This window comes from Streptobacillus canis (assembly GCF_009733925.1).
GTDB lineage: Bacteria > Fusobacteriota > Fusobacteriia > Fusobacteriales > Leptotrichiaceae > Streptobacillus > Streptobacillus canis.
Window position 1 is genome coordinate 1 of the sequence record NZ_WOEI01000007.1, and the last position, 25,676, is coordinate 25,676.

25 protein-coding genes are annotated in these 25,676 nt (G+C 25.9%); 17 read left to right on the forward strand and 8 right to left on the reverse strand.

Going from position 1 to position 25,676, the window contains the following annotated elements:
- Positions 1 to 181 precede the first annotated feature (181 nt).
- The 6 genes from agaF to GM111_RS02995 all read right to left on the reverse strand — a co-directional run bounded on the left by agaF (position 182) and on the right by GM111_RS02995 (position 5,755).
- Positions 182 to 604, reverse strand: a complete 423-nt coding sequence (gene agaF, locus GM111_RS02970; protein WP_156299399.1) for a PTS galactosamine/N-acetylgalactosamine transporter subunit IIA — start codon at positions 602 to 604, stop codon at positions 182 to 184.
- A 9-nt stretch (positions 605 to 613) separates the two neighbouring features.
- On the reverse strand, positions 614 to 1,426 hold the full coding sequence (locus GM111_RS02975) for a PTS system mannose/fructose/sorbose family transporter subunit IID (RefSeq protein ID WP_156299400.1): 813 nt from the start codon (positions 1,424 to 1,426) through the stop codon (positions 614 to 616).
- The gene (agaW, locus tag GM111_RS02980; protein ID WP_156299401.1) at positions 1,416 to 2,183 is read right to left on the reverse strand and encodes a PTS N-acetylgalactosamine transporter subunit IIC; all 768 of its coding nucleotides are present in this window, start codon (positions 2,181 to 2,183) and stop codon (positions 1,416 to 1,418) included. The genes GM111_RS02975 and agaW overlap by 11 nt, the downstream gene beginning before the upstream one ends.
- A gap of 18 nt (positions 2,184 to 2,201) precedes the next feature.
- Entirely contained in the window at positions 2,202 to 2,675 is a 474-nt protein-coding gene (gene agaV, locus GM111_RS02985; protein ID WP_156299402.1) for a PTS N-acetylgalactosamine transporter subunit IIB, read from the reverse strand.
- Between the two features lie 345 nt (positions 2,676 to 3,020).
- The gene (nagE, locus tag GM111_RS02990; protein ID WP_156299403.1) at positions 3,021 to 4,487 is read right to left on the reverse strand and encodes an N-acetylglucosamine-specific PTS transporter subunit IIBC; all 1,467 of its coding nucleotides are present in this window, start codon (positions 4,485 to 4,487) and stop codon (positions 3,021 to 3,023) included.
- 242 nt (positions 4,488 to 4,729) lie between these two features.
- Positions 4,730 to 5,755 carry an extracellular solute-binding protein gene (locus tag GM111_RS02995; protein WP_156299404.1) on the reverse strand — a complete coding sequence of 342 codons (1,026 nt, stop codon included), beginning with the start codon at positions 5,753 to 5,755 and terminating at the stop codon, positions 4,730 to 4,732.
- A gap of 384 nt (positions 5,756 to 6,139) precedes the next feature.
- On the opposite strand from GM111_RS02995, the gene GM111_RS03000 reads away from it, so the two are divergent.
- From GM111_RS03000 to GM111_RS03040, 9 genes are all read left to right on the forward strand, one after another.
- On the forward strand, positions 6,140 to 6,475 hold the full coding sequence (locus tag GM111_RS03000; protein WP_197034452.1) for a hypothetical protein: 336 nt from the start codon (positions 6,140 to 6,142) through the stop codon (positions 6,473 to 6,475).
- A 239-nt stretch (positions 6,476 to 6,714) separates the two neighbouring features.
- Positions 6,715 to 7,164, forward strand: coding sequence for a hypothetical protein (locus tag GM111_RS08165; protein ID WP_197034453.1), 450 nt, complete (start codon positions 6,715 to 6,717; stop codon positions 7,162 to 7,164).
- Positions 7,165 to 7,180: 16 nt separating this feature from the next.
- The gene (locus tag GM111_RS03010) at positions 7,181 to 8,419 is read left to right on the forward strand and encodes a dicarboxylate/amino acid:cation symporter (protein WP_156299407.1); all 1,239 of its coding nucleotides are present in this window, start codon (positions 7,181 to 7,183) and stop codon (positions 8,417 to 8,419) included.
- A complete protein-coding gene (locus tag GM111_RS03015) occupies positions 8,412 to 9,221 on the forward strand; it encodes an HAD family hydrolase (protein WP_156299408.1) in 810 nt (269 codons plus the stop codon). The genes GM111_RS03010 and GM111_RS03015 overlap by 8 nt, the downstream gene beginning before the upstream one ends.
- Before the next feature lie 76 nt (positions 9,222 to 9,297).
- Positions 9,298 to 9,669, forward strand: coding sequence for a response regulator (locus GM111_RS03020; protein WP_156299409.1), 372 nt, complete (start codon positions 9,298 to 9,300; stop codon positions 9,667 to 9,669).
- Positions 9,670 to 9,672: 3 nt separating this feature from the next.
- Positions 9,673 to 10,026, forward strand: a complete 354-nt coding sequence (locus GM111_RS03025) for a CidA/LrgA family protein (protein ID WP_156299410.1) — start codon at positions 9,673 to 9,675, stop codon at positions 10,024 to 10,026.
- Positions 10,026 to 10,733 (forward strand): LrgB family protein, encoded by a 708-nt coding sequence (locus GM111_RS03030; protein WP_156299411.1) that lies wholly within the window; start codon positions 10,026 to 10,028, stop codon positions 10,731 to 10,733. Before GM111_RS03025 ends, GM111_RS03030 begins: the two co-directional genes overlap by 1 nt.
- Positions 10,734 to 10,911: 178 nt before the next feature.
- Complete coding sequence (locus tag GM111_RS03035) at positions 10,912 to 14,910, forward strand: hypothetical protein (RefSeq protein WP_156299412.1); 3,999 nt, start codon at positions 10,912 to 10,914, stop codon at positions 14,908 to 14,910.
- Between the two features lie 9 nt (positions 14,911 to 14,919).
- Positions 14,920 to 15,084: a hypothetical protein gene (locus GM111_RS03040; protein ID WP_156299413.1), complete on the forward strand. Its 165-nt coding sequence runs from the start codon at positions 14,920 to 14,922 to the stop codon at positions 15,082 to 15,084.
- Positions 15,085 to 15,262: 178 nt separating this feature from the next.
- Here GM111_RS03040 and GM111_RS08480 read toward each other — a convergent pair whose 3' ends face one another.
- Positions 15,263 to 15,700 (reverse strand): transposase, encoded by a 438-nt coding sequence (locus tag GM111_RS08480; RefSeq protein ID WP_197034454.1) that lies wholly within the window; start codon positions 15,698 to 15,700, stop codon positions 15,263 to 15,265.
- A gap of 35 nt (positions 15,701 to 15,735) precedes the next feature.
- Here GM111_RS08480 and GM111_RS03050 point away from each other — a divergent pair, with 35 nt between their 5' ends.
- From GM111_RS03050 to GM111_RS03075, 6 genes are all read left to right on the forward strand, one after another.
- Positions 15,736 to 16,284 (forward strand): NADPH-dependent FMN reductase, encoded by a 549-nt coding sequence (locus GM111_RS03050; protein ID WP_156299415.1) that lies wholly within the window; start codon positions 15,736 to 15,738, stop codon positions 16,282 to 16,284.
- 70 nt (positions 16,285 to 16,354) lie between these two features.
- Positions 16,355 to 17,245, forward strand: coding sequence for a VOC family protein (locus tag GM111_RS03055; RefSeq protein ID WP_156299416.1), 891 nt, complete (start codon positions 16,355 to 16,357; stop codon positions 17,243 to 17,245).
- A 7-nt stretch (positions 17,246 to 17,252) separates the two neighbouring features.
- Positions 17,253 to 17,867, forward strand: coding sequence for a flavin reductase family protein (locus GM111_RS03060; protein ID WP_156299417.1), 615 nt, complete (start codon positions 17,253 to 17,255; stop codon positions 17,865 to 17,867).
- Complete coding sequence (locus GM111_RS03065) at positions 17,864 to 18,460, forward strand: alpha/beta hydrolase (RefSeq protein WP_156299418.1); 597 nt, start codon at positions 17,864 to 17,866, stop codon at positions 18,458 to 18,460. The genes GM111_RS03060 and GM111_RS03065 overlap by 4 nt, the downstream gene beginning before the upstream one ends.
- A gap of 372 nt (positions 18,461 to 18,832) precedes the next feature.
- Positions 18,833 to 19,573 carry a MerR family transcriptional regulator gene (locus GM111_RS03070; protein WP_156299419.1) on the forward strand — a complete coding sequence of 247 codons (741 nt, stop codon included), beginning with the start codon at positions 18,833 to 18,835 and terminating at the stop codon, positions 19,571 to 19,573.
- Positions 19,574 to 19,642: 69 nt separating this feature from the next.
- A complete protein-coding gene (locus GM111_RS03075) occupies positions 19,643 to 19,918 on the forward strand; it encodes a hypothetical protein (protein ID WP_156299420.1) in 276 nt (91 codons plus the stop codon).
- Between the two features lie 278 nt (positions 19,919 to 20,196).
- Here GM111_RS03075 and GM111_RS03080 read toward each other — a convergent pair whose 3' ends face one another.
- Positions 20,197 to 23,058, reverse strand: coding sequence for a S8 family serine peptidase (locus GM111_RS03080; protein ID WP_156299421.1), 2,862 nt, complete (start codon positions 23,056 to 23,058; stop codon positions 20,197 to 20,199).
- A 355-nt stretch (positions 23,059 to 23,413) separates the two neighbouring features.
- Here GM111_RS03080 and arcA point away from each other — a divergent pair, with 355 nt between their 5' ends.
- Both arcA and argF read left to right on the forward strand, forming a co-directional pair.
- Positions 23,414 to 24,625, forward strand: coding sequence for an arginine deiminase (gene arcA, locus GM111_RS03085; protein ID WP_156299422.1), 1,212 nt, complete (start codon positions 23,414 to 23,416; stop codon positions 24,623 to 24,625).
- A gap of 57 nt (positions 24,626 to 24,682) precedes the next feature.
- Complete coding sequence (gene argF / locus GM111_RS03090; protein WP_156299423.1) at positions 24,683 to 25,675, forward strand: ornithine carbamoyltransferase; 993 nt, start codon at positions 24,683 to 24,685, stop codon at positions 25,673 to 25,675.
- Position 25,676: the final 1 nt, after the last annotated feature.

Genomic DNA, 25,676 nt, shown 5'->3' on the forward strand with positions numbered 1-25,676 from the left:
ATTACACAAGATAAAAGAAATATCATAAATACTTAAAATATTTAAACCCTTATTTTTGTTGTACAAAAAAATTAATAAAATAGAAGGAATTATCTAATTTTTTTAGATTAATCCCTTCTATTTTTTTAAGGAGACTATTGAGGAAGAAAAAAACTCTTACTTTTCAACAGCCCCTTTTATACTATATTCCATCTTCTTCTTCAGATGGTTGTTCTTTAACTTTTAATTCAAAACCTACGATTTCTTCTTTACCAATTTCTAAAGCGAAATTGTATAATTTTTCAACAGTAGAGTAGTCTCTTTCAGATAATACTTCAAGTACCATAGGTAAGTTCATACCTCCAATAACTTTAACATTTTCATGTTTTAAAGTTAATACTGAAGCAGTTTTGAAAGGAGTTCCTCCAGCTATATCAGATAATACTAAAACACCATCTGTAGCTGATAGAATTTCTTTTTCAATTTTTTCTTCTAAAACTTCAGGTGTTACATCTTGAGTAAAGTCTATTGCAACTAACTCTTCAGCAACTCCGTATATTAATTCTACTGATGAATGTATACCAGAAGAAATTTTACCGTGTCCTGTTAATACTACTTTAATCATTTATACTCCTTATATAATACCTAAGTAAGTTCCTACGATACCAATTACTAATGTAATTAATACTAAGTTTAATGGAGATACTTTCTTTCTTAATAAGTATAACATTAAGAATGTATAAGCTACTGGTAATAATTTAGGCATAACTTTGTCAAAGCTTTCTTGTAAGTTAACACTTGCTTCCCCTGCTGGTATAACAATTTTAGTTGTTAATCCGATGAATGAAGCTATCATAGCACCAACTACTGTTAATCCTAAGATAGTAATTGATTTAGTGAATTTTTGAGTGTTAGCTTTTAATGTAGCGATAGAGTTAACCCCTGTTTTGTATCCGTAGTGCATTAATCCGAATTTTAAAGCAAATTGCATTGCGTTGAATAATACGAAGAATACTATTGGTCCAACTATTGATCCTTGTAAAGCAAATGATGCTCCAAGTCCAGCTGAAATTGATAAGAATGTTAACCAGAATAATGAATCTCCTATTCCACCTAAAGGTCCCATAGTAGAAACTTTAATCGCTCTTATTGTATCTACGTCTTCTTTATTTTCTTCCATTGCAACTACTAATCCTAAGATGAAAGTAATTAATAATGGGTGAGTGTTAAAGAATTCCATATGCATTTTCATTGATTTAGATAAATCTTCTTTGTTAGTGTGAATTTCTTTTAAAGCAGGGTTTAATGAATATAACCAACCTGCTGCTTGCATTCTTTCCATGTTGAAAGCACCTTGACAGAAGAAAGAACGTACTGCCATTTTGTTTAACATGCTAGGTGTTACAACTTTTTTAACTTGTTTGTCTGTGTATTTATTAGATTCCATTTTCTTCCTCCTCATTTCTTACAACTTCTACTGCTTTAGAAGAGTTTGAATAATAATCATATAAAGCTATTGAGATTGCAACTAATGTAACTGCAACTAAGTCTAATTTTAAGTATGCAGCTAATACGAATCCTGCTATTAAGAATCCAAAGTATTCTTTTTTAAGCATGATGTTTAATAATAATGCAAACCCTATAGCAGGCATCATTCCACCAGCTGTACCGAATCCAGCTACTAATTTTTCAGGTAATGCTTCTATAATAGCTTTTACTGAATCTGCTCCGAAGTAAACGAATAAGAATGTAACTCCACCGAATAATACGAATCTGATTAATAATTGAATGTAAACTAATCTGTCAACACCAGCTGGGTTAGCTTCTTCTGCAGCTTGATCCCCAAATTTCATCATACCTGAATATAATGAGAACATTAAAGTAACTATCATTTGTCCTATTACTCCTAATGGGAACACGATTCCTATAGCTTCTTGAGCTTGTAATCCTGATAATAGAGCTAATGAAACACCGAAAATACCTCCAACAACTATGTTAGGCGGTTGAGCACCTGCTAATGGAACTAGTCCCATCCAAACAAGCTCTAAGCTTCCTCCTACCATTAATCCTGTTTTAACATCGCCTAAGATTAACCCTATGATTAACCCTGAGAATATTGGTCTGTGGAATGTTTGAAGTCCATCAAATTGTTCAATTCCAGCAAATCCAGCCCATATAGCGATTAAAATTGCTTTTAATAACATAAAGATTCCTCTCCTTTACTATAATAAATTAATTAATTCCTGACCTTTATCTGTTGGTACCCCTTTAATTGTAAGCTTGATACCGTAGCTTGATATTTTTTTAAGAACTTCTCTATCATCATCATCTACAGAAACTGTAGGAGTGATTTGAGTTTTCCCTTCAGCAAAGTGCATGTTTCCAACTATCCACTCATCTAATTTTAATCCTAATTCAGTTAGTCTTAAAACATCTTGTGGAGTTTTACATACTAATAAGATTTTTTGGCTTGGTGAAGCCTTGTGTATTACTGCAGCTGTTTTTTCAACTGAGAAATATCTAGTTTGTATCCCTTCTGGAACAACCATGTCCATTAGTGATTGTTGTACAGTATTTGTAGCAACCTCGTCATTTGCAACTAAAATTAAGTTTGCTTGTAAACTGTTAACCCATGTCATTCCAACTTGTCCATGAATAAGACGATTGTCTATTCTTGCAGCTAAAATATTTGGCATAATATTCCTCCTTAAATTTTTATTAGGTGCATAAGGTGCATACCACTGTCACCGCTTAACTTAATTATAGTTTGTTTTTTCATTTTGTCAATATCAAACATGAAAAAAATTTTCATTTTTTTGTAAACCTCTTTTATTAATCTTTGAATAAACTAAGTAAAAACAAATCTTCGAGATATTAAACTAAAATTTCAAAAAACACTGAAAATCTTTTTTACAGGATTTTAATAAGTGGTTAATCTGCTAAAATTTTTATTAAAACAAGAAATTTATCTTGACTATTGTAAATGAAAAAACACTGAAAAAATTTCAGTGCTTTTTCTATTTATAAAATATTATATGAGACTATAATATTTTTTTTAGTTCATTTGCTGCAAATTCAACTTTTGATCCAACTATTACTTGAACGTGAGTAGGACTAATTACTGATACTCCAAATGCTCCTGAAGATTTGATTAATTTTTCATCTATTTTAGAAGAATCTTTAACATCAAGTCTTAATCTTGTAGCACAGTTATCAACTGATACTAAGTTTTCTCTTCCACCTAATCCATTTAAAATAACTTCAGCCATTGCAGCAAATTTATTTGATCCAGAAGTGTGAGTAGTAGTTTCTACAACTTCATCTTCTCTTCCAGGTGTTTTTAAGTTAAATGTTTTAATTGCTCCATAGAATACTGCAAAGTAAATAGCAGCAAATACTAGACCAATTGGGATTAATAATAGAGGGTTATTAGCATTAGGGTTTCTTAAACTTAATACGAAATCCACAAGTCCAGCACTGAATCCAAATCCAGCTGTTGAACCTATAGTTGCTACAACTACCATTGAAACAGCAGTTAATGCAGCATGTAATAAGTATAATACTGGTGCAACGAACATGAATGCGAATTCTAATGGTTCAGTAACTCCAGTGAAGAATGATGCAACACCAGCTGCTAACATTAATGATCCAATTTCAGATTTTCTTTCAGGTTTAGCTGTTGCATAAATTGCAAGTCCTGCTGCAGGTAATCCAAACATCATTACAGGGAAGAATCCGGCTTGATACATACCAACTCTATAAGTTCCTTCAACTACTGCAGGTAAATCTTTTAATGCATCAGCAGGGTTACCCCAGAATCTTCCTATATCGTTGATTCCAATTAAGTTGAACCAGAAGATTGCGTTTAATGTGTGGTGTAATCCAACTGGGATTAATAATCTGTTTAAGAATCCATATATACCAGCACCAACTGCACCCATTGCAGCAAATTTAACTCCAAATGTTTGTAATCCAGAGAATATTACTGGCCAAACATAGAATAATACTCCAGAAACTAATACCATTACAGCTGATGTAATGATAGGAACTAATCTTTTACCACTGAAGAATGCTAAGAATTCAGGTAATTCAGTTTTACTGAAGTTATTATATATTATTGAAGCAATAACCCCAGATAAAATACCAATGAATTGGTTGTTGATTTTACCGAAAGCTGCTGGAACTTCTTCTACAGGAATTCCTTTAAGTTGAGCAACTGCACCTGTTGAAAGTAATGTTGTAACTACTAAGAATGCTACAAGTCCTGATAAAGCTGCTGATCCATCTCTATCATCTGACATTCCTAAAGCAACCCCAACTGCAAATAAGATAGACATACTATCTATTATAGATGCACCAGTTTTGATTAAGAATGCTGCCATAGCACTGTTTCCGCCCCATCCAGTAGGGTCAATAAAGTATCCAACTCCCATTAAAAGAGCTGCTGCAGGTAATACTGCCACTGGTAACATTAATGATTTACCAAGTTTTTGTAAGTATTTCATCATACATTTATACCTCTTTCCTTAAAATATAAAAATTTACAATAATAATATACACAAAATGCAAAAAACTATGTATATACTTTTTTTGATAAAATAGCTATCTTTTTTAAGTTGAAAAACTAAAAGTGTCAAAAACCCTTTTTTTCTTACTGTTAGAAAAAAATGACTTTTTTAACTAAAAAAAAGAAGTGGAAATAAAAAGTACCGAAAGCCTTGTAAAAAAGCTATTGGTACTCACCACTTATTTATTTAACTTTAATTTCATTCCAAATTTTGTCTTGTTTTTCTTTAGCTTCATCATCTAATGCATTAGGCAATGTAGAATTTTCTAAAACATAGTCTAGTTCTAGAATTGGAGCCTTATTAGCTTTAATATGTGCAAAAATACTTGGTGTTTTAAATTGATCAAGTACTTTAACAAAGTTTTCTGGTTGATATAAGAAGTTTAAGAACTTATATGCATTTTCCTTATTAGGAGCATCTTTTAATAAAGCCATAGTATCTATATACATCATAGCTCCTTTAGGTAAATAGTAAGTATATTCTTTAAATTCTTCCTCATCAATTTCATAAAATACATCTTGATATCCGTGTACTGCTACAAATTCTCCTGTTGTTAAGCCTTTACCGTATGTTACATTTTCAAATTTAGCAATATTTTCTTTCCACAATAAGATTAAATTTTTAGCTTCTTGTAACTCATTATCATTTTTTGAATCAGATGGATATCCTAAATATTGAAGAGCCATTCCAATAACTTCTCTTGAATCATCAAGTATAGTCATTCTTGACTTATATGCTGGATCAAGTAAGATATCTAAACTTCTTTCTTTAGCATATTTTGGATCTACTGAATCATTTTTTAAACTTATACCAGTTGCAAATATGTTATATGGTATAGTGTATTCTAGGTTTTCATCATAAGTTTTTAATAAGTCTTTTGAAATAGTAATATTTTCAAATACGTTGCCAAACTTAGATTTGTCTAGTTTTTCTAAGAAATCATTATCTCTCAATACTTTAATAAAATCTGTTGATGGAGAAATGATATCATATTCCTTAACTCCTGATAATAATTTAGAAAGCATAACATCGTTAGTGTCATAGAAACTTATGTTAACTTTTATACCAGTTTCTTTTTCAAAATCTTCAAAAATTTCATCTGGTACGAAAGATTCCCATGTATAGATGTTTAAAACTTCCTTTTTTTCACTGTTTATACCACAGCTGATTAAAACAAAAAACATTAATAAATAAATTAATCTTTTCATTGTCACCTTCCTTCTTTCTATTTGATATTAATATATAGTATCAAAAAAAATAATAAATTTCAATTGATTTTATTTGTGATAATAGATATAATACAATAGACAAATGAAAGAAGGAGGGATTTTATTTTAAGTAAAATTTTTGAAATATATTATAAGAATTTTATAATAATATTAATCGGAGTAATACTTTGTTCAATTATTCCTTTTGCTGTATCAATGATTGAATCAATTTTTATATTTCCTTTTTTAGTTTTACTTTTGATTATTTTTAGATCAATAATGGCAGTTTTTATTTTAAACTTTATCAAGTTGAATATATATAGTAGAAAAGGGATATATATTTTATTATCAATAGTAATAAATATATTTAATATACTTTTTATAATGTTTGAGACTATTCCTTTATATTTATTTTTTTCTTTTGTATCTAATTCATTATTCTTTTCTGGTTATGTTTTGAAGAATAATGATAAAAAAATAGTATATAATTTTGATTTATTCTTAAGTTTTATTGATAATAAGGGAATGAAATTTATGAAATATTCAATGGTATTTTTTACAGTGTACATTATTGTTTGGTATTTATGGTATTTTTTTGGTAGTGGAAATAAAATTGTAATGTTAAGATATCTATTTGAAAATATATTTATTATACCTTTAATGATAATATTATTGATAGAATTAACGGATGAATATATAAATGAAAAAATTAAGGAGTGATTATTATTTTAAAGAACATTTTTAATACATTTTTTGCAAATTTTTGGTATATTTTATTTATGCAATTAATTTTTGTAGGAGGACCTCTATTTTTAGCTTATTATTCTATTTTTAATCAGAATTTAAATTTTATATATTTTACTTGGGTACTAGTATTGATCTTTACTATATTTTTACAACTTAAATTTATTGAGAGATTTAGTGGAAGAAAGTTTGGGAAAAAGATATTATTATATTTTGTGATAAGCTTAATAATTAATTTTATTTTTAGTATTTTAATTGGATTTTTAAGTATGTATTCAAGTGTTGTTGGATTTCTGTGGTTTATTATATCATCATTGTATATTACATATTTTGTCATATTAATTAATTATGATAATATAAATGTTAAAGAAGTTTTTTTGGATTTTATTAAGAAAAAGTATTTAAAATATATTAAGTATATACTAATATTTATTTTTATTTTAATTTTATTAAATTTAGTATTAGGGATTGTTCTATATTTCCTTATTTTTAGTTATTTAAATATTCAGGGGGCAACAGCTGTAGTGTATATCTTTTTATTTTTATTAACTGGAATAATTTTTTTTAGTATATCTTTCATTACTATACCAATAGATATAATATTAATACAAAAACTTTTAGAAGAATATAGAAGTGAAAAAGAAGTAATTGAAATAAAAGAATAAAAACATAGGAGGTAAAATGCATAAAAAAAGTTTGTGGAAATCATACAGATTTTCAATAATATTAATTTTATCCATAATAATTGGTTCTATTATAGGTGCAATATTTGGAGAAAAAGCAAAAGTTCTAAAACCGTTTGGAGATTTATTTATTAATTTAATGTTTACTATAGTTGTACCTTTAGTATTTACAACCATAGCATCATCGATTTCAAGTATGAGTAATATGAAAAGATTAGGGAAGATAATAAGATCTATGCTTATAGTTTTCGTAATCACAGGGTTAATAGCCTCAGTTATCATATTATTTATAGTTAAAGTATTCCCACCTGCAGAAGGTGTTAATATAGTAGTAAATGAAGTTGCGGAATTAAAGACTATTTCAACAGGAGATCAATTAGTTAAAACATTTACTGTTACAGATTTTCCAGAATTAATTTCAAGAAGAAACATGTTACCATTAATAATATTTACAATCTTTTTTGGATTTTGTGTAAATGCTATAGGTGAATCAGGAAGAGTAATATCTAACTTCTTGGATGCTTTATCTAAAACTTTATTAAAGATGATAGGATATATTATGTACTATGCTCCAATAGGACTTGGTGCTTATTTTGCAGCTTTAGTTGGAGAATATGGTAAAGAATTAATAGGTTCATATACTAAGGCAATGTTAATATATTATCCATTATGTATACTATATATGTTAATCTTCTTCCCTATATATGCTTATGTAGCTGGAGGAAAAGAAGGTGTAAGATCATTAAAACATGTTTTATCACCAGCTGTTACAGCCGTTGCAACACAAAGTTCTATAGCAACTCTACCTATAAATATAGAAGCTTGTGAAAATATTGGAGTACCTAAAGATATATCTGATATAGTTCTTCCAATAGGGGCTACAGCACATATGGATGGAACAGTTATAGGAACTGTACTTAAAATTTCATTCCTATTTGGAATATTTAATATTCCATTTACAGGAATAGAAACTTACTTAACTGCAATACTATTATCACTTGCAGGTGGAGTAGTAATGTCAGGAATACCTGGTGGAGGATTAATAGGAGAAATGTTAATAGTAGCACTTTATGGATTCCCGCCTGAAGCATTCCCTATAGTTGCAACAATAGGATACTTAATAGATCCACCAGCAACTATGATTAATGCTGCTGGAGATACTATAGCATCTATGTTAGTTGCTAGAATGGTTGAAGGTAAGAATTGGTTATTAAAAAAAGGAGCAGATAATGTTTAAAGCAGTAATTACAGACCTTGATGGTACTTTATTAAATAGTAATCACGAGGTAAGTGAATATACTAAAGAAGTAATAAGAAAATTTGTAGCTAAAGGATATAAGTTCTATATTGCAACAGGTAGATTACATACATCTACTAAAGAAATAGCAGAATCAATAGGAGTAAAAATACCTTTAATTACAGTAAATGGTACAAGAATATTAGATGAAGAAGGTAATGAAATATATAATAATACTTTAGATTTAGAAACTGTAAGAAAGATAGCTACTATAGACTATAAGTCATGTGGTGAAGAATTATTAATTAATGGATATTTTAGAAATATTTGGTTAGTTACAGATAAAAAAGCTGAGGAATATTATAGAAAAGAAAGACCAGATAAACCATATTTCCCTAATACAGTACCTGTAGAAGAATTTATGTCTAAAACTTTCAATAAAATGCACTTTATAGGTAATCATGAAAGTTTACTTAAATTAAGAGAAAAATTAATAAAAGAATTAGATGTAGATTTAAATATAGTATTTGTAGGAACTAATTGTTTAGAAATCTTTAATAAGGATGCAAATAAAGCAAAAGCTGCAGAATTTGTATTAAAAAGAGATGGGATAGAATTATCAGAAGCTATCGCTTTTGGAGATTCAGTTAATGACTATGAAATGTTAAAAGAAGTAAAAAATGGATATATTATGGGAAATGGAATATACTTATTAAAAGAAATGGCGCCAGAATTAGAAGTAATAGATACTAATGATAATGATGGTGAAGCTAAAAAAATTATAGAAATCTTCGGATTATAGTAAGTAAGGAACTGTTGTAAGTTCCTTACTTTTATTGTATAATAAATTAAATAAAAAGATGCTGATGGAGGTAATTATGGAAAAAAGAGCTCTTGTTGTAGATGATAAGGCATTCATAAGACAAAATACTAGGGAAGTATTAGAAGAATCAGGATTTGAAGTATTTGAGGCTTGTGATGGTATAGAAGGTATAGATAAATATGTAGAACTTAAACCATCTATAGTAATAATGGATATAAATATGCCAAGATTAAATGGACTAGAAGCAACTACAAGAATTATGGAAATAGATCCTAATGCTAATGTTGCAATATGTTCATCTATGCTATTTATACCATATTATCAAAAACTTGCATTAAATGCTGGGGCAAAAGCAATAATTTCTAAACCTTTTACTAAACTAGAATTAATTTCAGCACTTAATCAATTATTAGAAAATATGAGGTAAAATATGAAAATTATTAAGCAGTTAGCATACATTCTTGCCTTTTCATATATAGGCGTGAGTATAAGTAAAATTACAAATATTCCTGTTCCAGGTTCTGTAATAGGATTAATATTATTTTTTATGGCATTGCAGTTTAAATTAATACGTTTAGAAAAAGTAGAAGAAACATCTAGATTTTTAACTGAAAACTTAGCTGTATTATTTATACCTGCAGGGGTTGCAATAATGATAAGTTTTAAATATATTAAGGATAGTTGGATGATAATACTTGGAATATGTTTGATTACTACAATTATATCGCTAATATTTACAGGTAAATTAGTACAATATTTAATTAATAAAGGAGAGGGTAAATAATGTTGTTTGAACTTACTAATGATCCTTTATTTGGATTATTACTTACTTTATTAGTGTATATATTATTTAAAAAGATTTCAGAAAAAGTAAAACTATCTTTACTTAATCCTATAGTTCTATCGATAGTTTTGATAATAATAATATTACGGATGTTTAATATACCTTATGAAAACTATTTTAAAGGTGCAGAAATTTTAAATAGAATGATAGTTCCAGCAACTGTTGCACTAGCTATGCCACTTTATAAAAATTTTCATTTATTGAAAAAATATTATAAACAAATATTAACAGGTATTGGAATAAGTACATTATTACTTACTTTTTTATTAGGATTAATAATTGCTGTTATAAAAATAGATTCTCAAATACTTGCATCAATATTGCCTAAATCGGTGACTACAGCTATTGCAGTAGGAGTATCAGAAAAAATTAATGGTATTACATCCATTACTATAATTACAGTAATAGTATGTGGAAATATAGGTGCTATATTTGGCGAGTCAGTATTTAAAATGTTTAATATTACAAATCCAATCGCGCAAGGTATTTCTCTTGGAACAACATCTCATGCTATAGGAACAAGTAAAGCAATAGAAATGGGAGAAGTTCAAGGTTCAATGTCTGGACTTGCTATTATAATTACAGGATTGTTTACTGTGCTAATAGTACCAATAATATATTTAGTTATTATAAATTTTTTTTATTAGTATAAACATAGTCTAAACTAAGGAAAAATAAAGAGAAAGAGAAATTTTTATTTTTTCTCTTTTTATTTTCACAAAAAAATTAGATTGTTTTTTTATATTTTTCAAGTTATAATTAGATAATGGTTAATTTGAGAAAATTATATTAATAAGGAGGATATGATTTAGTCATAAGTATAGAATGAATAAAAAGAAAATGATGTTTTTACTTCTTTTATCATCTTTGGCATATTCTGAACAAGGAATTAAAAATGAAGATAAAAGTAAGATTAAAGGAGAAGTTACTTTTGGTATAGATGCAAGTTTTGGAGTAGATGGTGCAGAAACTTTAGTTAGAATGTTCCCACCTATGATAGATGTTTTAAGACCATATAAATTTAGTGATTATGAAGCAATTTTTAAAGAAGATGGAAGTAATACTGGAACTCCTGGTGGAGGAGGAACTGGGCCTAGTGAACCTAAAACATATAGTCCAAAATATGAGGGATTAAATAGAGACTTAGAATTAGCAGTTAAATATTTATCTAAAAATGCTGAATTAAGAAAAAGAGTAGGAGTTAAAATAAAAGAAGAATATTTAGGACTAGGATTAGGAGTGGATGTCTCTGGAAAAAAAATAACACATACCGAGTTTTTAGGCAATAATGATATAGAAAAGATTAAATTATCAATTAGTTCTGATAATAAATATGTTAATGGCCATGTTGATGTATATATTAAAGGTGAAAGTAAAGAAAAAATTGATATCGATCAAATTGATAGCGAAAAAGAACTACCAAATAAAGTAGTTGATTATTCGGTTAAAATTAATCCTATACCAGATAAAAAATATTCAATTTCTTTAGATTTTGATGGAAGAAACAAGAATATATATTATGGTCCTACTTTTAGATACAGAAATTCTGGTTCATACTTAGATGTATCATTAATATTAAATAATGTAAGAGATAATTATGATGTTTCAAGTGAGTTAGAAAAAATTAAATATACCGCTCCTGGATATGATAAAATAGAATATTTTAAAAAATGGACCAAAAAAGAAGAGTATAGAAATCCAAAAGAATTATATACAAAAGAAGAATATGATTCAGATAAGGCAAATTTAGCTACTGCAGAAGTATCTGGTTTTAAAGGAACTCAAAGAATACTTGGACATTATTCAGGTTCTTTATATGGAGATTCACCATTTAGATTAATACCGAAGACTATTTTTGATGAAATACATAATAATTCAAACTTTACTACGATGAGTTCTGTAATTAAAGTTCTTGAAAAAAATGAAGCTCCCGGAAAGGTAGCCTTATTATCTGCGGGTGTTCAAAATCTAGGAAGTGAAATAGGGAATAAGTCTGCAATTAATGAACTTGCTAATAAAGTAGGGAAAAAAATATATGATAGATTAGGAATAAGTCAAGATAGAAAATATTCTCATATAGGTATTTGGTCTCAGATACCTAAAGATTTTGCGTATTTACTTCCAGGTTTTTTACCTGAATTTGATTATAGTAAGATAAAAATTAAAGAACTAGGAGCAGATTATTTATACAATAATAATTTAGCTAACGCTAATATGCCTGAATCATTAGCTTTAGTTCCAACAGGTAATTATAACATAGAAGATAAATGGCACTATTTTGATAGAGATATTAAAAAATATGTGGTTGATGAAATATATAAAGAATATAAAATAAATAAAATAGTTGAACTTGCAAATACAAGTACAGGTGGTTTAGTTTTAGATGGAATTTTAGGATCTATATTTGGTGGAGGAAAGATAAATGAAGTAATAAGTTATCTACCAATACTACAAGATGTCATAAAAAATCCATATGAGATGAAAAATATAGATATGCTTAGAGGATTTTATTTTCATCAAAGTGAAAAAGAAAGAAATGTATCAGTTTATGAGAAAGAGTTAAAAGCTAATTTTGCAGATCTTGATTTAAAACAAAATAAAACTAAACATTCTACAAAACTTAAATTAAATTTTGGTCATGTAGATAAAGATTATAATGTAGCAGCAGGATTAATATTAAATGATAATACTTTTGTAGATGCAGAAAAATATGGATTTAATAAAAAAGCTAATCATTTAGGATTTAATGCTCTATATAAAAAAGGTTTAATAAATTTTAATACTAATTTACTTTTAACTATGGCTAAAAATAATTTATTTAGAAAAGATAATGAGACTAGATTTGTGTATAAAACTGTTGATCTAAATACAGATACATATTTTGGTCTTGATATTCCAGTTGTTAAAAATTTTAATATAGGGTTAGGTGTAAGACATATTGGTAAATTTGGATGGATTAATCCATTAGTAAGTAAAAATAATAAAGGTGAAAATATTAAATGGGATAATGTAGCAAAAAGAGATGAAAAAAATAATCCTATAGGTCTTGATGGAAATTCTATTATAGTTTCTGAAACAACAGAAAAAGTATTAGTAGATAAAGTTGCAGAAATAGAAAAAAAATTAAAAAGAGATATACATCAATCTGATTTTATAGAAAAAACTGAAAGTGATCCAGTTAATTCAATGTTTGAAGTATATAATATTGTTTCTCCTAGAATTACTACAAGATATATGCCATATAAAAATTTTATATTTACTTCACATTTAGAAATACCAATTAGTATGAGAAAAAATGCACCAGCGGGTATAAGAGGTATTTATACAGGAGAAATTAAGTATTTATTAGATGATAGTTATGCTGATATAATAAAAAGTAAAGTAAATCCAATGAAATTTAAAACAAATGGATATTTTGAAACAGGGTTAACTATGGGTTCTGATGTTGGATATTATTTAAACTATAAAGCTATGGCTGATGCTTCGGTACTTAGAGCAGATATTGAAGGGAATGATAAAAATATAGACTTTAGTTTATCTTTTAATCCATTAATTGTTAATTTTCCAATTAAACCAAGATTAATATTTGCTAAAGAAGGAACAGAAACAATAACTAAATATGGACTAGAATATTCAAAAGATACTGAATTTTCTTCTATAGTTGGGTTTAAAAATGTAGTTAAATCTAGTAAAAATATAGTTAAAGATGAATTGATTCCAAATATTCTATCAATTTTAAAAGATAGAAATACAAATGAATATAATAAGATGTCTAAAATCTTACCAATAGTTACATTTGATGAAAAACTTACCTATACTTCAACACCGTTTATAGACATAAAAAAAGAAGAAGGGGATTTTAAATTAAGCATTAAGGCAAGCTCTTTAAAAGCAAATGGAGAAAGTTCTAAAGAGGAACAAAGTAATGGACAGTTTAAATTAATTTCTAAAGATACGATAGAACCATTTGCGTGGACTTACATAAAAAAAGGTGGTTGGTTTTCGAAAAGTGAATATTTATACTTTAGTAATTTAGAATATCAAAAACAAGATAAAAATATCAAAGAAAAATATATGCTAGATTATGAGAACTATGATTTATCATTTGCTGCAAGTTATATCAAGAAAAAAGGTATAGATTTTAACACAAAACTTGGTATTAATTATGATAATATATCATTAAAAGGAACAGGAATTTTAGAGACAACTATAAATACTAAACATGAAATAGTTGCTGTAAAAACAGGAGTACAGTATCCTAAATTTAATAAAAATGAATTAGTTGCTTCAGCTGATAAAGTTACGATTAATGAGTCAAATTCATTACAATCGTTATCAAATTATGCTAAGGATAAAAAAGCTGTTGATACAACGATATATGAATATTTTAATAAATTTACTTTTTCTAATACTAATTTAACTTCTGAAAAAGCAAATAAGGCTACTTTAGCAAGTGAAATAAAAACAGCAACTAAAAATGACGAATCATTATTATTAGAAAGCAAAAAAATTGTAGGTAATTTAGATACGTATTTAGGATATAATTTTAATCCTATAGAAAAAATGATTATTTCAACAGGAGTAAAATATAATTTAAAAGTAGATTACTCATCAATAAATAAAATAATTTTAAATGACATTGCTTTATTTGGGAGTAGAAAAATTTTAATAAATAATACATTAGCTCCAGAATTTGGAATAAAATATGAGATGTTTAAAGGATTAAATACGGCTTTAAAGGTAAATATGCCATTTAAATTTGAAAATAAGGATTTTAAAGGTATTAAATTTAATATAAATACAGGATTAGAATATAGTTGGTAGGTGATTAAAATGATAGAAATACCAGAAAGAATAAAAGAAATAATTAAAGATTTCAATGAAGAAGAAAAAAATCTAATTTTTTCAAAACAAACAGAATCAGAAATGTTTGAAGAAGTTGCAAAAATTGCAGAAAAATATTGGAATCAGACCAAATGTGTACATTTAAAGAAATAGATAAAAATTAAAATCTGCTCTTTTTACAATTTTTAGTAAAAAGAGCTTTTTAAATTTTTAATTCTATAGGAAATTAGAATTCTAATAAGATGTATATAATTTTATTGATTAATGTAAAAAGAAGTTACAGTTTATAAAAAATAAAATTAATAAGTAAATTTGAGTAATACAAAAATACCTATTTAAATAATAGGCCATTAGGGTTATAGAATTTATGAATAGGTCGTCCAATAGCAGAAGAAACAAAAAGTTCATAAACTTCAAGCTTAATACTGCAATTAGGACACATAAAAGGATCAAAGCACCAAATAGCTTTAAAGTTCTTTCTAAAAAGAGAAGGAACTTTTTTAAGTTTAGACTTAAATAAAGTAAGAGCTAACTTTAACTTACTAGATTTTCTTCTAGCATAGAAACCAAATCTATTAATCATCTTAAAATGTTTATAAGGTAAATGAAAAAGTAATTTAGTAACAAAATCTTGAATAGATAAAGTTTTATAAGTAATTTCTTTATATTGAAGAATCGAAAAGTTATTAGTAGTATGAATATATTTGTAAAATAAAAAAATATTTAATAAAAAAATATTGACAAAAAAGAAAAAATAGTATACTATCAATATATCTAACTAGATATAAAAGATGGAGGAATAAAATGAAAAAAGTATTATTTGTAGTTGGTTCTACTAGAAAAGAATCATTTCACAGACAATTAGCAGAATTTTTAAAAGGGGAAGTTGAAAAAACAGGAAATGCAGCAGAAATTTTAAATTATGAAGGGTTACCATTCTTTAGTCAAGATATAGAATTTCCTACACCTGAAGTAGTAAAAAATATTAGAAGTAAATTTGCTGAATCAGATGCATTATGGATTTTATCACCTGAATATAATGGTTCATATTCAGGAACTTTAAAAAACTTATTAGATTGGGTTTCACGTCCAGTTGATCCAGCAGTTCAAGGTGCGCCTGAATTTATTAAAGGAAAACCAGTTACAATAAGTGGAGCTGCAGGAAGATCTAAAGCTGCGTTCGTAATTGAAAACTTAAAGAATTTAGCAACATATATGGGATTCAAAGTTGCTGCAAACAATTCAGGAATTAATATTCCTGGAGAATCTTGGGGAACAAATGTTTTAGTTTTAGGTGAAGAAGAAAAAGCTTTATTAACTAAACAAGTAGAAGATTTTATTAAAGAATTATAATTAACATTAAAATACCTGTAAATTATTTACGGGTATTTTCTTTAGAAAAATAATGAAAGGAAATAAAAAAATGGAAAAAATACAAAGAATACATCATATATCAGCAATAGTTGGTGCTGCACAAGAAAATTTAGATTTTTATAGAAATATTTTAAATTTACGTTTAATTAAGAGAACAGTAAATTTTGATGATCCAAATGTATATCATTTATACTTTTCAAATCAAAAAATGGAAAATGGAACTATAATGACATTTTTTCCTTGGGAAAATGCACATTTTGGGAGAAAAGGGAGTGGACAAGTTGGAAGAATAGCGTTTAAAATACCTAAAGGAAGTTTAGAATATTGGAAAAATAGATTAAATGAAAAAAATATATCATTTGAAGAAAGTGATCTTTTCTTTAATAAAGGAATATTTTTCCAAGATGTACATACTCTTGATTTAGCATTAGTTGAAGGAGATGAAGAAGCAGATAATAATGATATTATAGGATTTTATGGTTCATTTTTATTATCATTTAAACCAGAAGAAACAGCTAATACTTTAGAAAATGATTTAGGACTAGAAGAAGTTTTAAGAGATGATAACTATATACACTTTAAAACATTAGGTGAAGAAAAACATCATATCATTATACCAAGAAAAGCTGCAGAACTTGGAACATGGGGTGTAGGAACAGTACATCATATTGCATGGTCAGTTCAAAATGATGAAATGCATAAAATGTGGCAAGATTATTTAATTTCTGAAGGATATGGTGTAACAGAAGTTAAAGATAGAAATTACTTTAATGCAATATATTTAAAAGAAAGAGGACATATAATATTTGAACTTGCAACAGATACACCAGGATTTGGAGTAGATGAACCGATAGAAACTTTAGGGACACAATTAAAACTACCTCCTCAATATGAACAATATAGAGATCAAATAGAAAATAATTTAAAACCTTTAGTATAGGAGTTATATGAATATTTTTAAAGCAAATGAAATTGAAGATAAATTAAAATATAAATTGTTAATTGCTTCAGTAATTCCAAGACCAGTATGTATGTTGTCTACATTAAATGATAATGAAAGTTTAAATTTAGCACCTTTTAGTTTTTATAATATAGTTTCATATAATCCAGGTATACTTTCTATTAGTATACAAAGAAAAAATGGGGAAATGAAAGATAGTGTAAAAAATATATTAAGAAATAAAGAAGCAGTATTACACATAGTTGATAACGATATTTTAGAAGAAGTAAATAAAACATCTATTGAACTTGAATATGGAATAAGTGAATTAGATTATACCAATTTAACAGCAAAGGAATCAATTAGTATAAATACACCATTAATAAAAGAAGCAAAAATAGCCTTTGAAACAAAATTATATCAACATATACCAATAAAAAATGATGATGGAGATATAATTTCAGATTTAATATTATTAAAGGTATTAATTTATTATGTATCTAATAAGGTGTATGAAAATGGATATATTATTAGTGAAAAACTAAACCCTATTTCTAGACTTGCAGGAAATAGTTATAGTAAATTAGGGGAAGAAATAGTTTTAGAAAGGCCTAAAAAATGAAACATATATATAAAAAAGGTAATAAAGATTTAGTATTTATAACTTTACATGGAACAGGAGGAGATGAAACTTCTCTTTTAAAAGTTACAGAATTAATAGATGAAAATGCAAATGTATTAAGTATTAGAGGATTAGAAAATGAAAATGGAGCATTAAGATTTTTTAAAAGACTTGCACCTGGAGTATATGATGTAGAAAATTTAAATGAAAATGGGGAAAAATTATTAAATTTTATAATAGAATCTTCTCATAATTATGGATTTAAATTAGAAAATTGTATTTTTTTAGGATTTTCAAATGGGTCAAATATTGCTATAAATGTTTTATTAAGAAAAGATAATGTTATAAATAAGGCAATATTATTTGCACCTCAATATCCAGTAGATGTAAAAGAAAATAATGTAGATTTATCAGATTATAGACTTTATATATCTATGGGAGAAAATGACTATATATCACCAAAAGAAGATAGTGAATATGTATTAAATATATTTAAAAGTAGAAATGCTAAGATAGAAGAATTCTGGGTTAATGGTCATGAAATAAATAAAGAAACATTACTTCAAGCAAAAAAATGGGTAGAAAAATTATAGAAAAAGGGGACTGTTCTGAAATAGACAACTCTAAATAAAGCAAAAAAGCCAGAAAAAAACTGGCTTTTTTTGTTTGTAAACTAGCAAAACAAGGATATGCACAAATCTTCTATCTTTTCCTTTTTTATGTATTTTTAAAGATTTTAAATTTAATAGATACAAACTTAACTAATTATGTTAAAAATATTTTATAATATATTTATTATTAAGGTTATGTAGGAGATCTAATACTATAGAAATTAGTTATTTAAAATTTTAATATGAAATATATTATAGAAGAAACGTTTTTTAATAGTATAAAATAAAAAATATAAAAACTATTGACTCTTACATAACGTTATAGTTTATAATTGTATCAGTTAGGAGGTATAAATGTATTTGATAAAAAAAATTAGTGAAATTAGTGGTGTATCAGTGCGCACTTTACATTATTATGATGAAATAGGACTACTTTCTCCAAAGAAATATGAAAATGGATATAGATATTACTCTGATGAAGATATATCAATTCTTCAATTAGTACTATTCTATAAATATTTAGGATTTTCATTGAAAGATATAAAGAAAATGATAAAAGGAGATCAATTAGATATTTTGGCTAATTTAAAAAAACAATTAAGCTTAATGAAAAAAGAAAAATATAAATTAATGCTCCTAATAAAAACACTAGAAAATACAATTAATGTAGAAGAAAGGAAATTAGATATGGATGTAAAAGAAAAATTTAAAGGATTTACGTATAAAGATAATGAAAAATATAGAGAAGAAGCAATAAAGAAATATGGAAATAAAGTTATAGAAGAATCTATAGAAAAACAAAAGGGAAAAGAACAGGAAGTTATTGATGAATTTAATAATATTTTTTTTAGTTTTTCAGAAAATTTATTACAAGGATTAGAATCTAATTCAATAGAAAATATAGAACTAGCTAAAAAATTACATAAACAAATATGTAAATATGGTTTTGATTGTAAAATAGATATATTTTCTAAAATTGGATATGGATATGTATATAATGAAGAATTCAAAAATAATTTAGACAAATTTGGTAATGGAGTTGCACAATATGTTTGTGATGCTATTCAAGAATATGTAAAAAAAAATAAAAAATAATATTTTGAATTTTATAAGATTACATAATATATAATAATATTATTTCAAATATATCAATTTGGTAAAAATATGGATATAGTAGAACAAAAAATTAGTTATGGATATTCAATATCAAATTACAATAAATATAAAAATGGTATGGGATATGCTCTATTTAATATTTGGGGACAATGGACTGATGGAAATAAAGTTACTCAAGGTAAGAAAGAATATGTAACAGATTATGCTAAAGTTTGGTTAGAAGCAGGACTTGGAGCAAATATACCAGTAACTAAGAATATAAGTTCTTATTTTGAAGTAAGTCTTGAAAAATCTTTATTAATGTTGAAATATTACATTAAATAAAGATTTTTTATTTACTTTTAAATTTTTTTGTTGACTTTTGTTTGTGTGGTAATATTTGGTATATAGAAAATTAATAATATAAAATAGAGGTTTATTTAGAAGTGTATTTATTAAAGATAGTAAATAAGAGATAATGTATTAAGAGGGTAAGAATTTGCAATGTATACTTTAGAGTTTAATTTAAGAAAATATATTATTTCAAAAAAAAGGAGAATTCTAAAAAAATTCTAGAATTCTCCATTTTTTTTTTGAGCTATTTCATAACAGATTCTTTTATATTAAAATATTAAACTTAAACCTAATCCTAAATTTTTATTAGTATCAATAGTAGTATTTATGTTAAAGTTTTTATATCCTATTCCTAAACTATACATTAATTTAAATTTATCAAGGTTTTTACCAGAAAATTTAGTGTCTATATCTGCTAAATTAACATTTAAAAAATTATTTTTATTATTTAAATTAAGTTTTGCTTGAACATTATTATTAATAACAAAATTATTATTTATTTTAGTTTTTGTATTTAACGATAATAACATTGAATGATTTAATAATGTATTGTTTAATATTGTTAATCCGAATGAATTTTCTTCTTTTTTAGATTTTTCAATGCTTAACATGTTAAATTCATAACCTATTTTTGGTGTGATAGATGTATTATTTATCTTAAAATCTTTACTTATATTAGTTAATATTTTAAAAGATGTTGATAAAACTTTATTATTTATTGAATCATTTTCTATATTTCTTAATATATTTGTATAATTTCTACTAATATTAATGTCATTTTCTAATTTAAAATCATTTCCAAAGATATTATTTATACCTAAAATATATGATGTATTATTAAAACTTCCCATATTATTTTCAAAGTTATATTTTTGTTTTAATAAACTAAAGTTTAAACCTAAATTATATATTTTACTAAATTTATTATTAAATCCTAATGTGTATATGTTATTTTTTTTAGAAAATGCAGTATAATTATTAGATTTAGATAAATTAAATGTATTATATATATTAAAGTATAAGTTAGTTTTTTTGTTACTTAAAAAATATTTCATATTTTCATCATTATTAGTTTTTAAATTTTGTCCTTCTAATAAATCGTTAAAGAAAGTTGAATACATATCAGTAAATACTTCTTTTTTTAGTCTTTCTTTATCAGAACTTGCTAAATTATATATTCTAGCTGTAGTAGTATAATAATTATCACTATTAATTCTATATGACTTAAAAAAATTATTTTCATTTACATCATAGCTTGGTAAATCTTCTTTATGTTTAGCATCCCTTAATTTTTTAGTAAGAGGTTCAAATTCTATAATATATTCATTATCATTTTCAGTTACCTTAGGTTTTAAATAAAGATTTTCTAAATTTATACTTCCTTTTAATTCCTCTAAAGAATTAATATTTTTTTTGTTTATTACTATTTTAGACTTTAGTAAACTTAAATTATTATTACTTATATTATTATTTATATATCTTAAAGCTCCATTTGTTTTAAAATGCTTAGCTTCTATTTTTGTATTTTCTCCTATATATGTTAAAGAATTATTATCTCCTTCATATTTTTCTAGATTTAACTTACTATTAAAGTATACATTACCAGAATTATATATTTCAGAAAGTTTTAATTCATTTTTGTTATTATCTACTTTAAAATTAGCATTTTTTTGAACTATGTATTTACTTTCTGAATCATTTTTTAATATTAGTGTACCTTCATTAATATATGTTTTGGTGTTATATAATTGTTTTCCATTTAAAATTAAAGTACCTATTCCATCTTTATATAATCCGGCTCCATTTTGTTTGTAGAAAAGCTTTTCGCTCGTTAAAACTTTAGCAGTTCTATATTTTCTACCATTTATTTCATATATTTCATCATGATTTTTGATATCATCAATTTTTCCTTTTAAACCACTAGTAATATCATTATCAAAACTGTATTCTTTGTTTTCATCTATATTTACATAAAAATATCTATTGTTATCTGTGTCGTATATTTTACTTCTAATATCTTTAAAATATTTTTGTTCTTCTATTAATCCAGCATTGAAATCAGAAGGGCCTTTTATAGCTTTTTCATAATCTACTATACCCCATCCTACATTATTATCAAGAAATTCGTCTTTGCCAGCCTTTCTTTTTGCAGTAGTAAGTATTACTTGCTTTATTTGTTGGTAAGTTAAAAATGGATATTTTTTCTTAAGTTCGTATGCAAGTCTTGTAACTCTGGGAGCTCCAACAGAAGTTCCATATACATTTTTCTCATTAAGAGAAATATAGTTAGGGGTAGAAACTGTAAAGCTTCTTAATAATAATGGTCTTGCATAAGCATTATATTTTGTTATTTCTCCAATATTGTTGTGATAGTAGTTTATATTATCTTTATCTGTATATATTTTTGCATTTTCATTTATATGTCCATTAAATAATTTTTTAAATTCATTTTCAGAAAGTGCTGCAGCAACAAAAATACTTTCAGCTCTAGCAGCCCTTTGAATGTCAGGACTCATAACTTGATATGAATTCAGTACTTCAGATGAAAAAATTTTGTCTTTATTTTGTGCATTTGAAGTATTACCAAGTGCCTTTATTTTTAAAACTTTATTTTCTTTATAGTTTTTATCAAATATTAAAGATGATAGATAGTGTTTTTCAAATCTATTTGTGTAAGCTCCAGCTTTATCAATATATCTATCATTTTCATTTAAGGTATGAAGATAATCACTGCTATTACTAATACCATAAGACATATTTATTATACCAGATAATGGATAATATTTTTGATCTATTGATCTTACTTCAACATCATTTTTGTTAACATCATTTTTTTCATAATTTGCAAAATCATCATGATTTTTTATAAAAACTTTGAAAACTTCATAAGCATGGTTTGATGATCCGTTTTGTGCTCCTTTAGTTTTTACCTTAAACTCATTTATTATTTTATCTGAAGATATTTTACTAAAACCAGATTCTATAATATATACTTTATCTGGTTTTATGATATTATCATCTCTTTTTTTATCGTTATCCATATTTATATTATCTATATTACCTGCTGATGAGCAAGCGATAAGATTAAATAATAAAAAGGAACTAAAAAAATATTTTTTAAATTTTTGCATTTCTCCTCCATTTTATAAATCTATAGATTTTAACGCGATATAAATAATATCATAAATTTAAAAAAATAAGAAGAAAAAATTTTAATATTTTATATTCAAAGGTAAATAAAAGAAATAAATATGTATAAACACATAATATTTGTAAAATGTTAGAAATAAAGAAGTAAAAGGAAAATAAAAATAGAAAAAATATATTGATATATAGCATTAATTAGGAGTATAATAAAAATGAAAATATAATTTTAAAAAATATTTTTTGAACATATTTTACAAAAACAATGAAGGAAATTTTCCATATACTCTTAAATTTTTAGGCTATACTATGGTATAAATAAAAATACAGGAGGAATTAAGTATGGTTATTAATGTTAGAAGTGAAATTAACACTTTAAAAAAAGTACTATTACACAGACCTGGTAAAGAATTATTAAATTTAACACCAGATTCATTAGGAAGATTATTATTTGATGATGTTCCTTTCTTAAAAGTTGCACAAGCTGAACATGATAGATTTGCGGAAATTTTAAGAGAAAATGGAGTAGAAGTTGTTTACTTAGAAGATTTAGTAGCAGAAACTTTAGACACTTCATATGAATTAAAAGTACAATTCTTAAAACAATTCATCGAAGAAGGTGGAGTACAACTTGAAGTGTATAAAGAAGCTTTATTAAACCTATTCTTAAGCTATACAGATACAAAAGAAATGGTTCTTAAAACTATGGAAGGTGTAAATATGTCAGAACTTAATGTTCCAAGAAAAGATTTAGTTAGTTATTTAGATGATCCAACTGAATTAATTTTAGACCCTATGCCTAACCTATATTTCACAAGAGACCCATTTGCATCAGTTCAAAATGGAGTTATCTTAAATAGAATGTATTCAGTAACTAGAAATAGAGAGACTATCTATGCTTACTATATTTTCCATTATCATCCAGAATATAAAGGACAAGTTACTTTCTTCTATGATAGAACAAATCCTTTCCATATTGAAGGTGGAGATGTATTAAATATTAATGATAAAGTATTAGCAATAGGTATTTCTCAAAGAACTGAAGCAGCGGCTATAGATTTAGCAGCAAAAACTTTATTATTTGATGAAGCAAACTCTCATATAGAAACTATATTAGCATTTAGAATTGCAGAATCAAGAGCTTGGATGCACTTAGATACAGTGTTTACTCAAATAGATCATGATAAATTCAGTGTTCATCCTGCAATTTTAGGACCATTACAAGTATTTGAATTAACTAGAGATGGAAATGATGTTAAAGTAACTCCTAAAGAAGGAAAACTTGAAGATATACTTGAACAATATATGGGAACTAAAGTTACATTAATTCCTTGTGGTGGTGGAGATAGAATAGCTGCTGAAAGAGAACAATGGAACGATGGATCTAATACTTTATGTATAGCTCCAGGAAAAGTTGTAGTGTATGAAAGAAATGATGTAACTAATGACTTACTTAGAAAACATGGTATAAATGTTATAGAAATGCCAAGTGCCGAATTATCAAGAGGACGTGGAGGACCTAGATGTATGTCTATGCCTTTAGTTAGAGAATAAAAATATGTAAGAAAATATGCAAGAAAATATAATTATGAAGAAGAAAGGAAGATTTAAATGCCAAAAAATTTACAAGGAAAACACTTTTTAAAATTATTAGACTTCAGTACAGAAGAAGTTAGATATTTAATAGATTTATCAAAAAAATTTAAAGAATTAAAATTAACTCATACACCTCATAGATATTTAGAAGGTAAAAATATAGTATTATTATTTGAAAAAACTTCTACAAGAACTAGATGTGCATTTGAAGTTGCAGGAATGGATTTAGGAATGGGTGTTACATATCTTGATCCAGGTTCATCTCAAATGGGTAAAAAAGAAAGTATTGCAGATACTGCAAGAGTTTTAGGAAGAATGTATGATGGAATTGAATATAGAGGATTTTCTCAAGAAATAGTTGAAGAATTAGCGCACTTTGCAGGTGTTCCTGTATGGAATGGATTAACAGATATGTTCCATCCAACTCAAATGTTAGCAGATATGTTAACTATTGAAGAACATTTTGGACATTTAAAAGGATTAAACTTTACATTTATGGGAGATGCTAGAAATAATGTTGCAAATTCATTAATGGTTGCTTGTGCAATGCTTGGATTAAATTTCACAGCATGTGGACCAAAAGAATTAAAACCTGAAGCAGAATTAATAGCTAAATGTGAAGCAATTGCTAAAGAAAATGGAGCTACATTAAGATTTACTGAATCAGTTGAAGAAGGATGTACTAATGCTGATGTAATTTATACAGATATTTGGGTATCTATGGGAGAACCAGATTCAGTTTGGGAAGAAAGAATTAAATTATTAAGCCCATATCAAGTTAATAAAAAAGCTATGGGATATGCTAAGAAAGAAGCAATATTCTTACACTGCTTACCTTCATTCCATGATTTAAAAACTACTATAGGTAAAGAAATTCACGCTAAATTTGGATTACCTGAAATGGAAGTTACTGATGAAGTATTTGAAAGTAGACAATCTAAAGTATTTGATGAAGCAGAAAACAGAATGCATACAATTAAAGCAGTTATGTTTGCTACATTAAAATAAG

Coding starts and splice junctions, on each gene's coding strand:
- agaF (WP_156299399.1), bottom strand. CDS start 604: ATGATTAAAGTAGTATTAACAGGACACGGTAAAATTTCTTCTGGTATA.
- GM111_RS02975 (WP_156299400.1), bottom strand. CDS start 1,426: ATGGAATCTAATAAATACACAGACAAACAAGTTAAAAAAGTTGTAACA.
- agaW (WP_156299401.1), bottom strand. CDS start 2,183: ATGTTATTAAAAGCAATTTTAATCGCTATATGGGCTGGATTTGCTGGA.
- agaV (WP_156299402.1), bottom strand. CDS start 2,675: ATGCCAAATATTTTAGCTGCAAGAATAGACAATCGTCTTATTCATGGA.
- nagE (WP_156299403.1), bottom strand. CDS start 4,487: ATGATGAAATACTTACAAAAACTTGGTAAATCATTAATGTTACCAGTG.
- GM111_RS02995 (WP_156299404.1), bottom strand. CDS start 5,755: ATGAAAAGATTAATTTATTTATTAATGTTTTTTGTTTTAATCAGCTGT.
- GM111_RS03000 (WP_197034452.1), top strand. CDS start 6,140: ATGTTTGAGACTATTCCTTTATATTTATTTTTTTCTTTTGTATCTAAT.
- GM111_RS03010 (WP_156299407.1), top strand. CDS start 7,181: ATGCATAAAAAAAGTTTGTGGAAATCATACAGATTTTCAATAATATTA.
- GM111_RS03015 (WP_156299408.1), top strand. CDS start 8,412: ATGTTTAAAGCAGTAATTACAGACCTTGATGGTACTTTATTAAATAGT.
- GM111_RS03020 (WP_156299409.1), top strand. CDS start 9,298: ATGGAAAAAAGAGCTCTTGTTGTAGATGATAAGGCATTCATAAGACAA.
- GM111_RS03025 (WP_156299410.1), top strand. CDS start 9,673: ATGAAAATTATTAAGCAGTTAGCATACATTCTTGCCTTTTCATATATA.
- GM111_RS03030 (WP_156299411.1), top strand. CDS start 10,026: ATGTTGTTTGAACTTACTAATGATCCTTTATTTGGATTATTACTTACT.
- GM111_RS03035 (WP_156299412.1), top strand. CDS start 10,912: ATGAATAAAAAGAAAATGATGTTTTTACTTCTTTTATCATCTTTGGCA.
- GM111_RS03040 (WP_156299413.1), top strand. CDS start 14,920: ATGATAGAAATACCAGAAAGAATAAAAGAAATAATTAAAGATTTCAAT.
- GM111_RS03050 (WP_156299415.1), top strand. CDS start 15,736: ATGAAAAAAGTATTATTTGTAGTTGGTTCTACTAGAAAAGAATCATTT.
- GM111_RS03055 (WP_156299416.1), top strand. CDS start 16,355: ATGGAAAAAATACAAAGAATACATCATATATCAGCAATAGTTGGTGCT.
- GM111_RS03060 (WP_156299417.1), top strand. CDS start 17,253: ATGAATATTTTTAAAGCAAATGAAATTGAAGATAAATTAAAATATAAA.
- GM111_RS03065 (WP_156299418.1), top strand. CDS start 17,864: ATGAAACATATATATAAAAAAGGTAATAAAGATTTAGTATTTATAACT.
- GM111_RS03070 (WP_156299419.1), top strand. CDS start 18,833: ATGTATTTGATAAAAAAAATTAGTGAAATTAGTGGTGTATCAGTGCGC.
- GM111_RS03075 (WP_156299420.1), top strand. CDS start 19,643: ATGGATATAGTAGAACAAAAAATTAGTTATGGATATTCAATATCAAAT.
- GM111_RS03080 (WP_156299421.1), bottom strand. CDS start 23,058: ATGCAAAAATTTAAAAAATATTTTTTTAGTTCCTTTTTATTATTTAAT.
- arcA (WP_156299422.1), top strand. CDS start 23,414: ATGGTTATTAATGTTAGAAGTGAAATTAACACTTTAAAAAAAGTACTA.
- argF (WP_156299423.1), top strand. CDS start 24,683: ATGCCAAAAAATTTACAAGGAAAACACTTTTTAAAATTATTAGACTTC.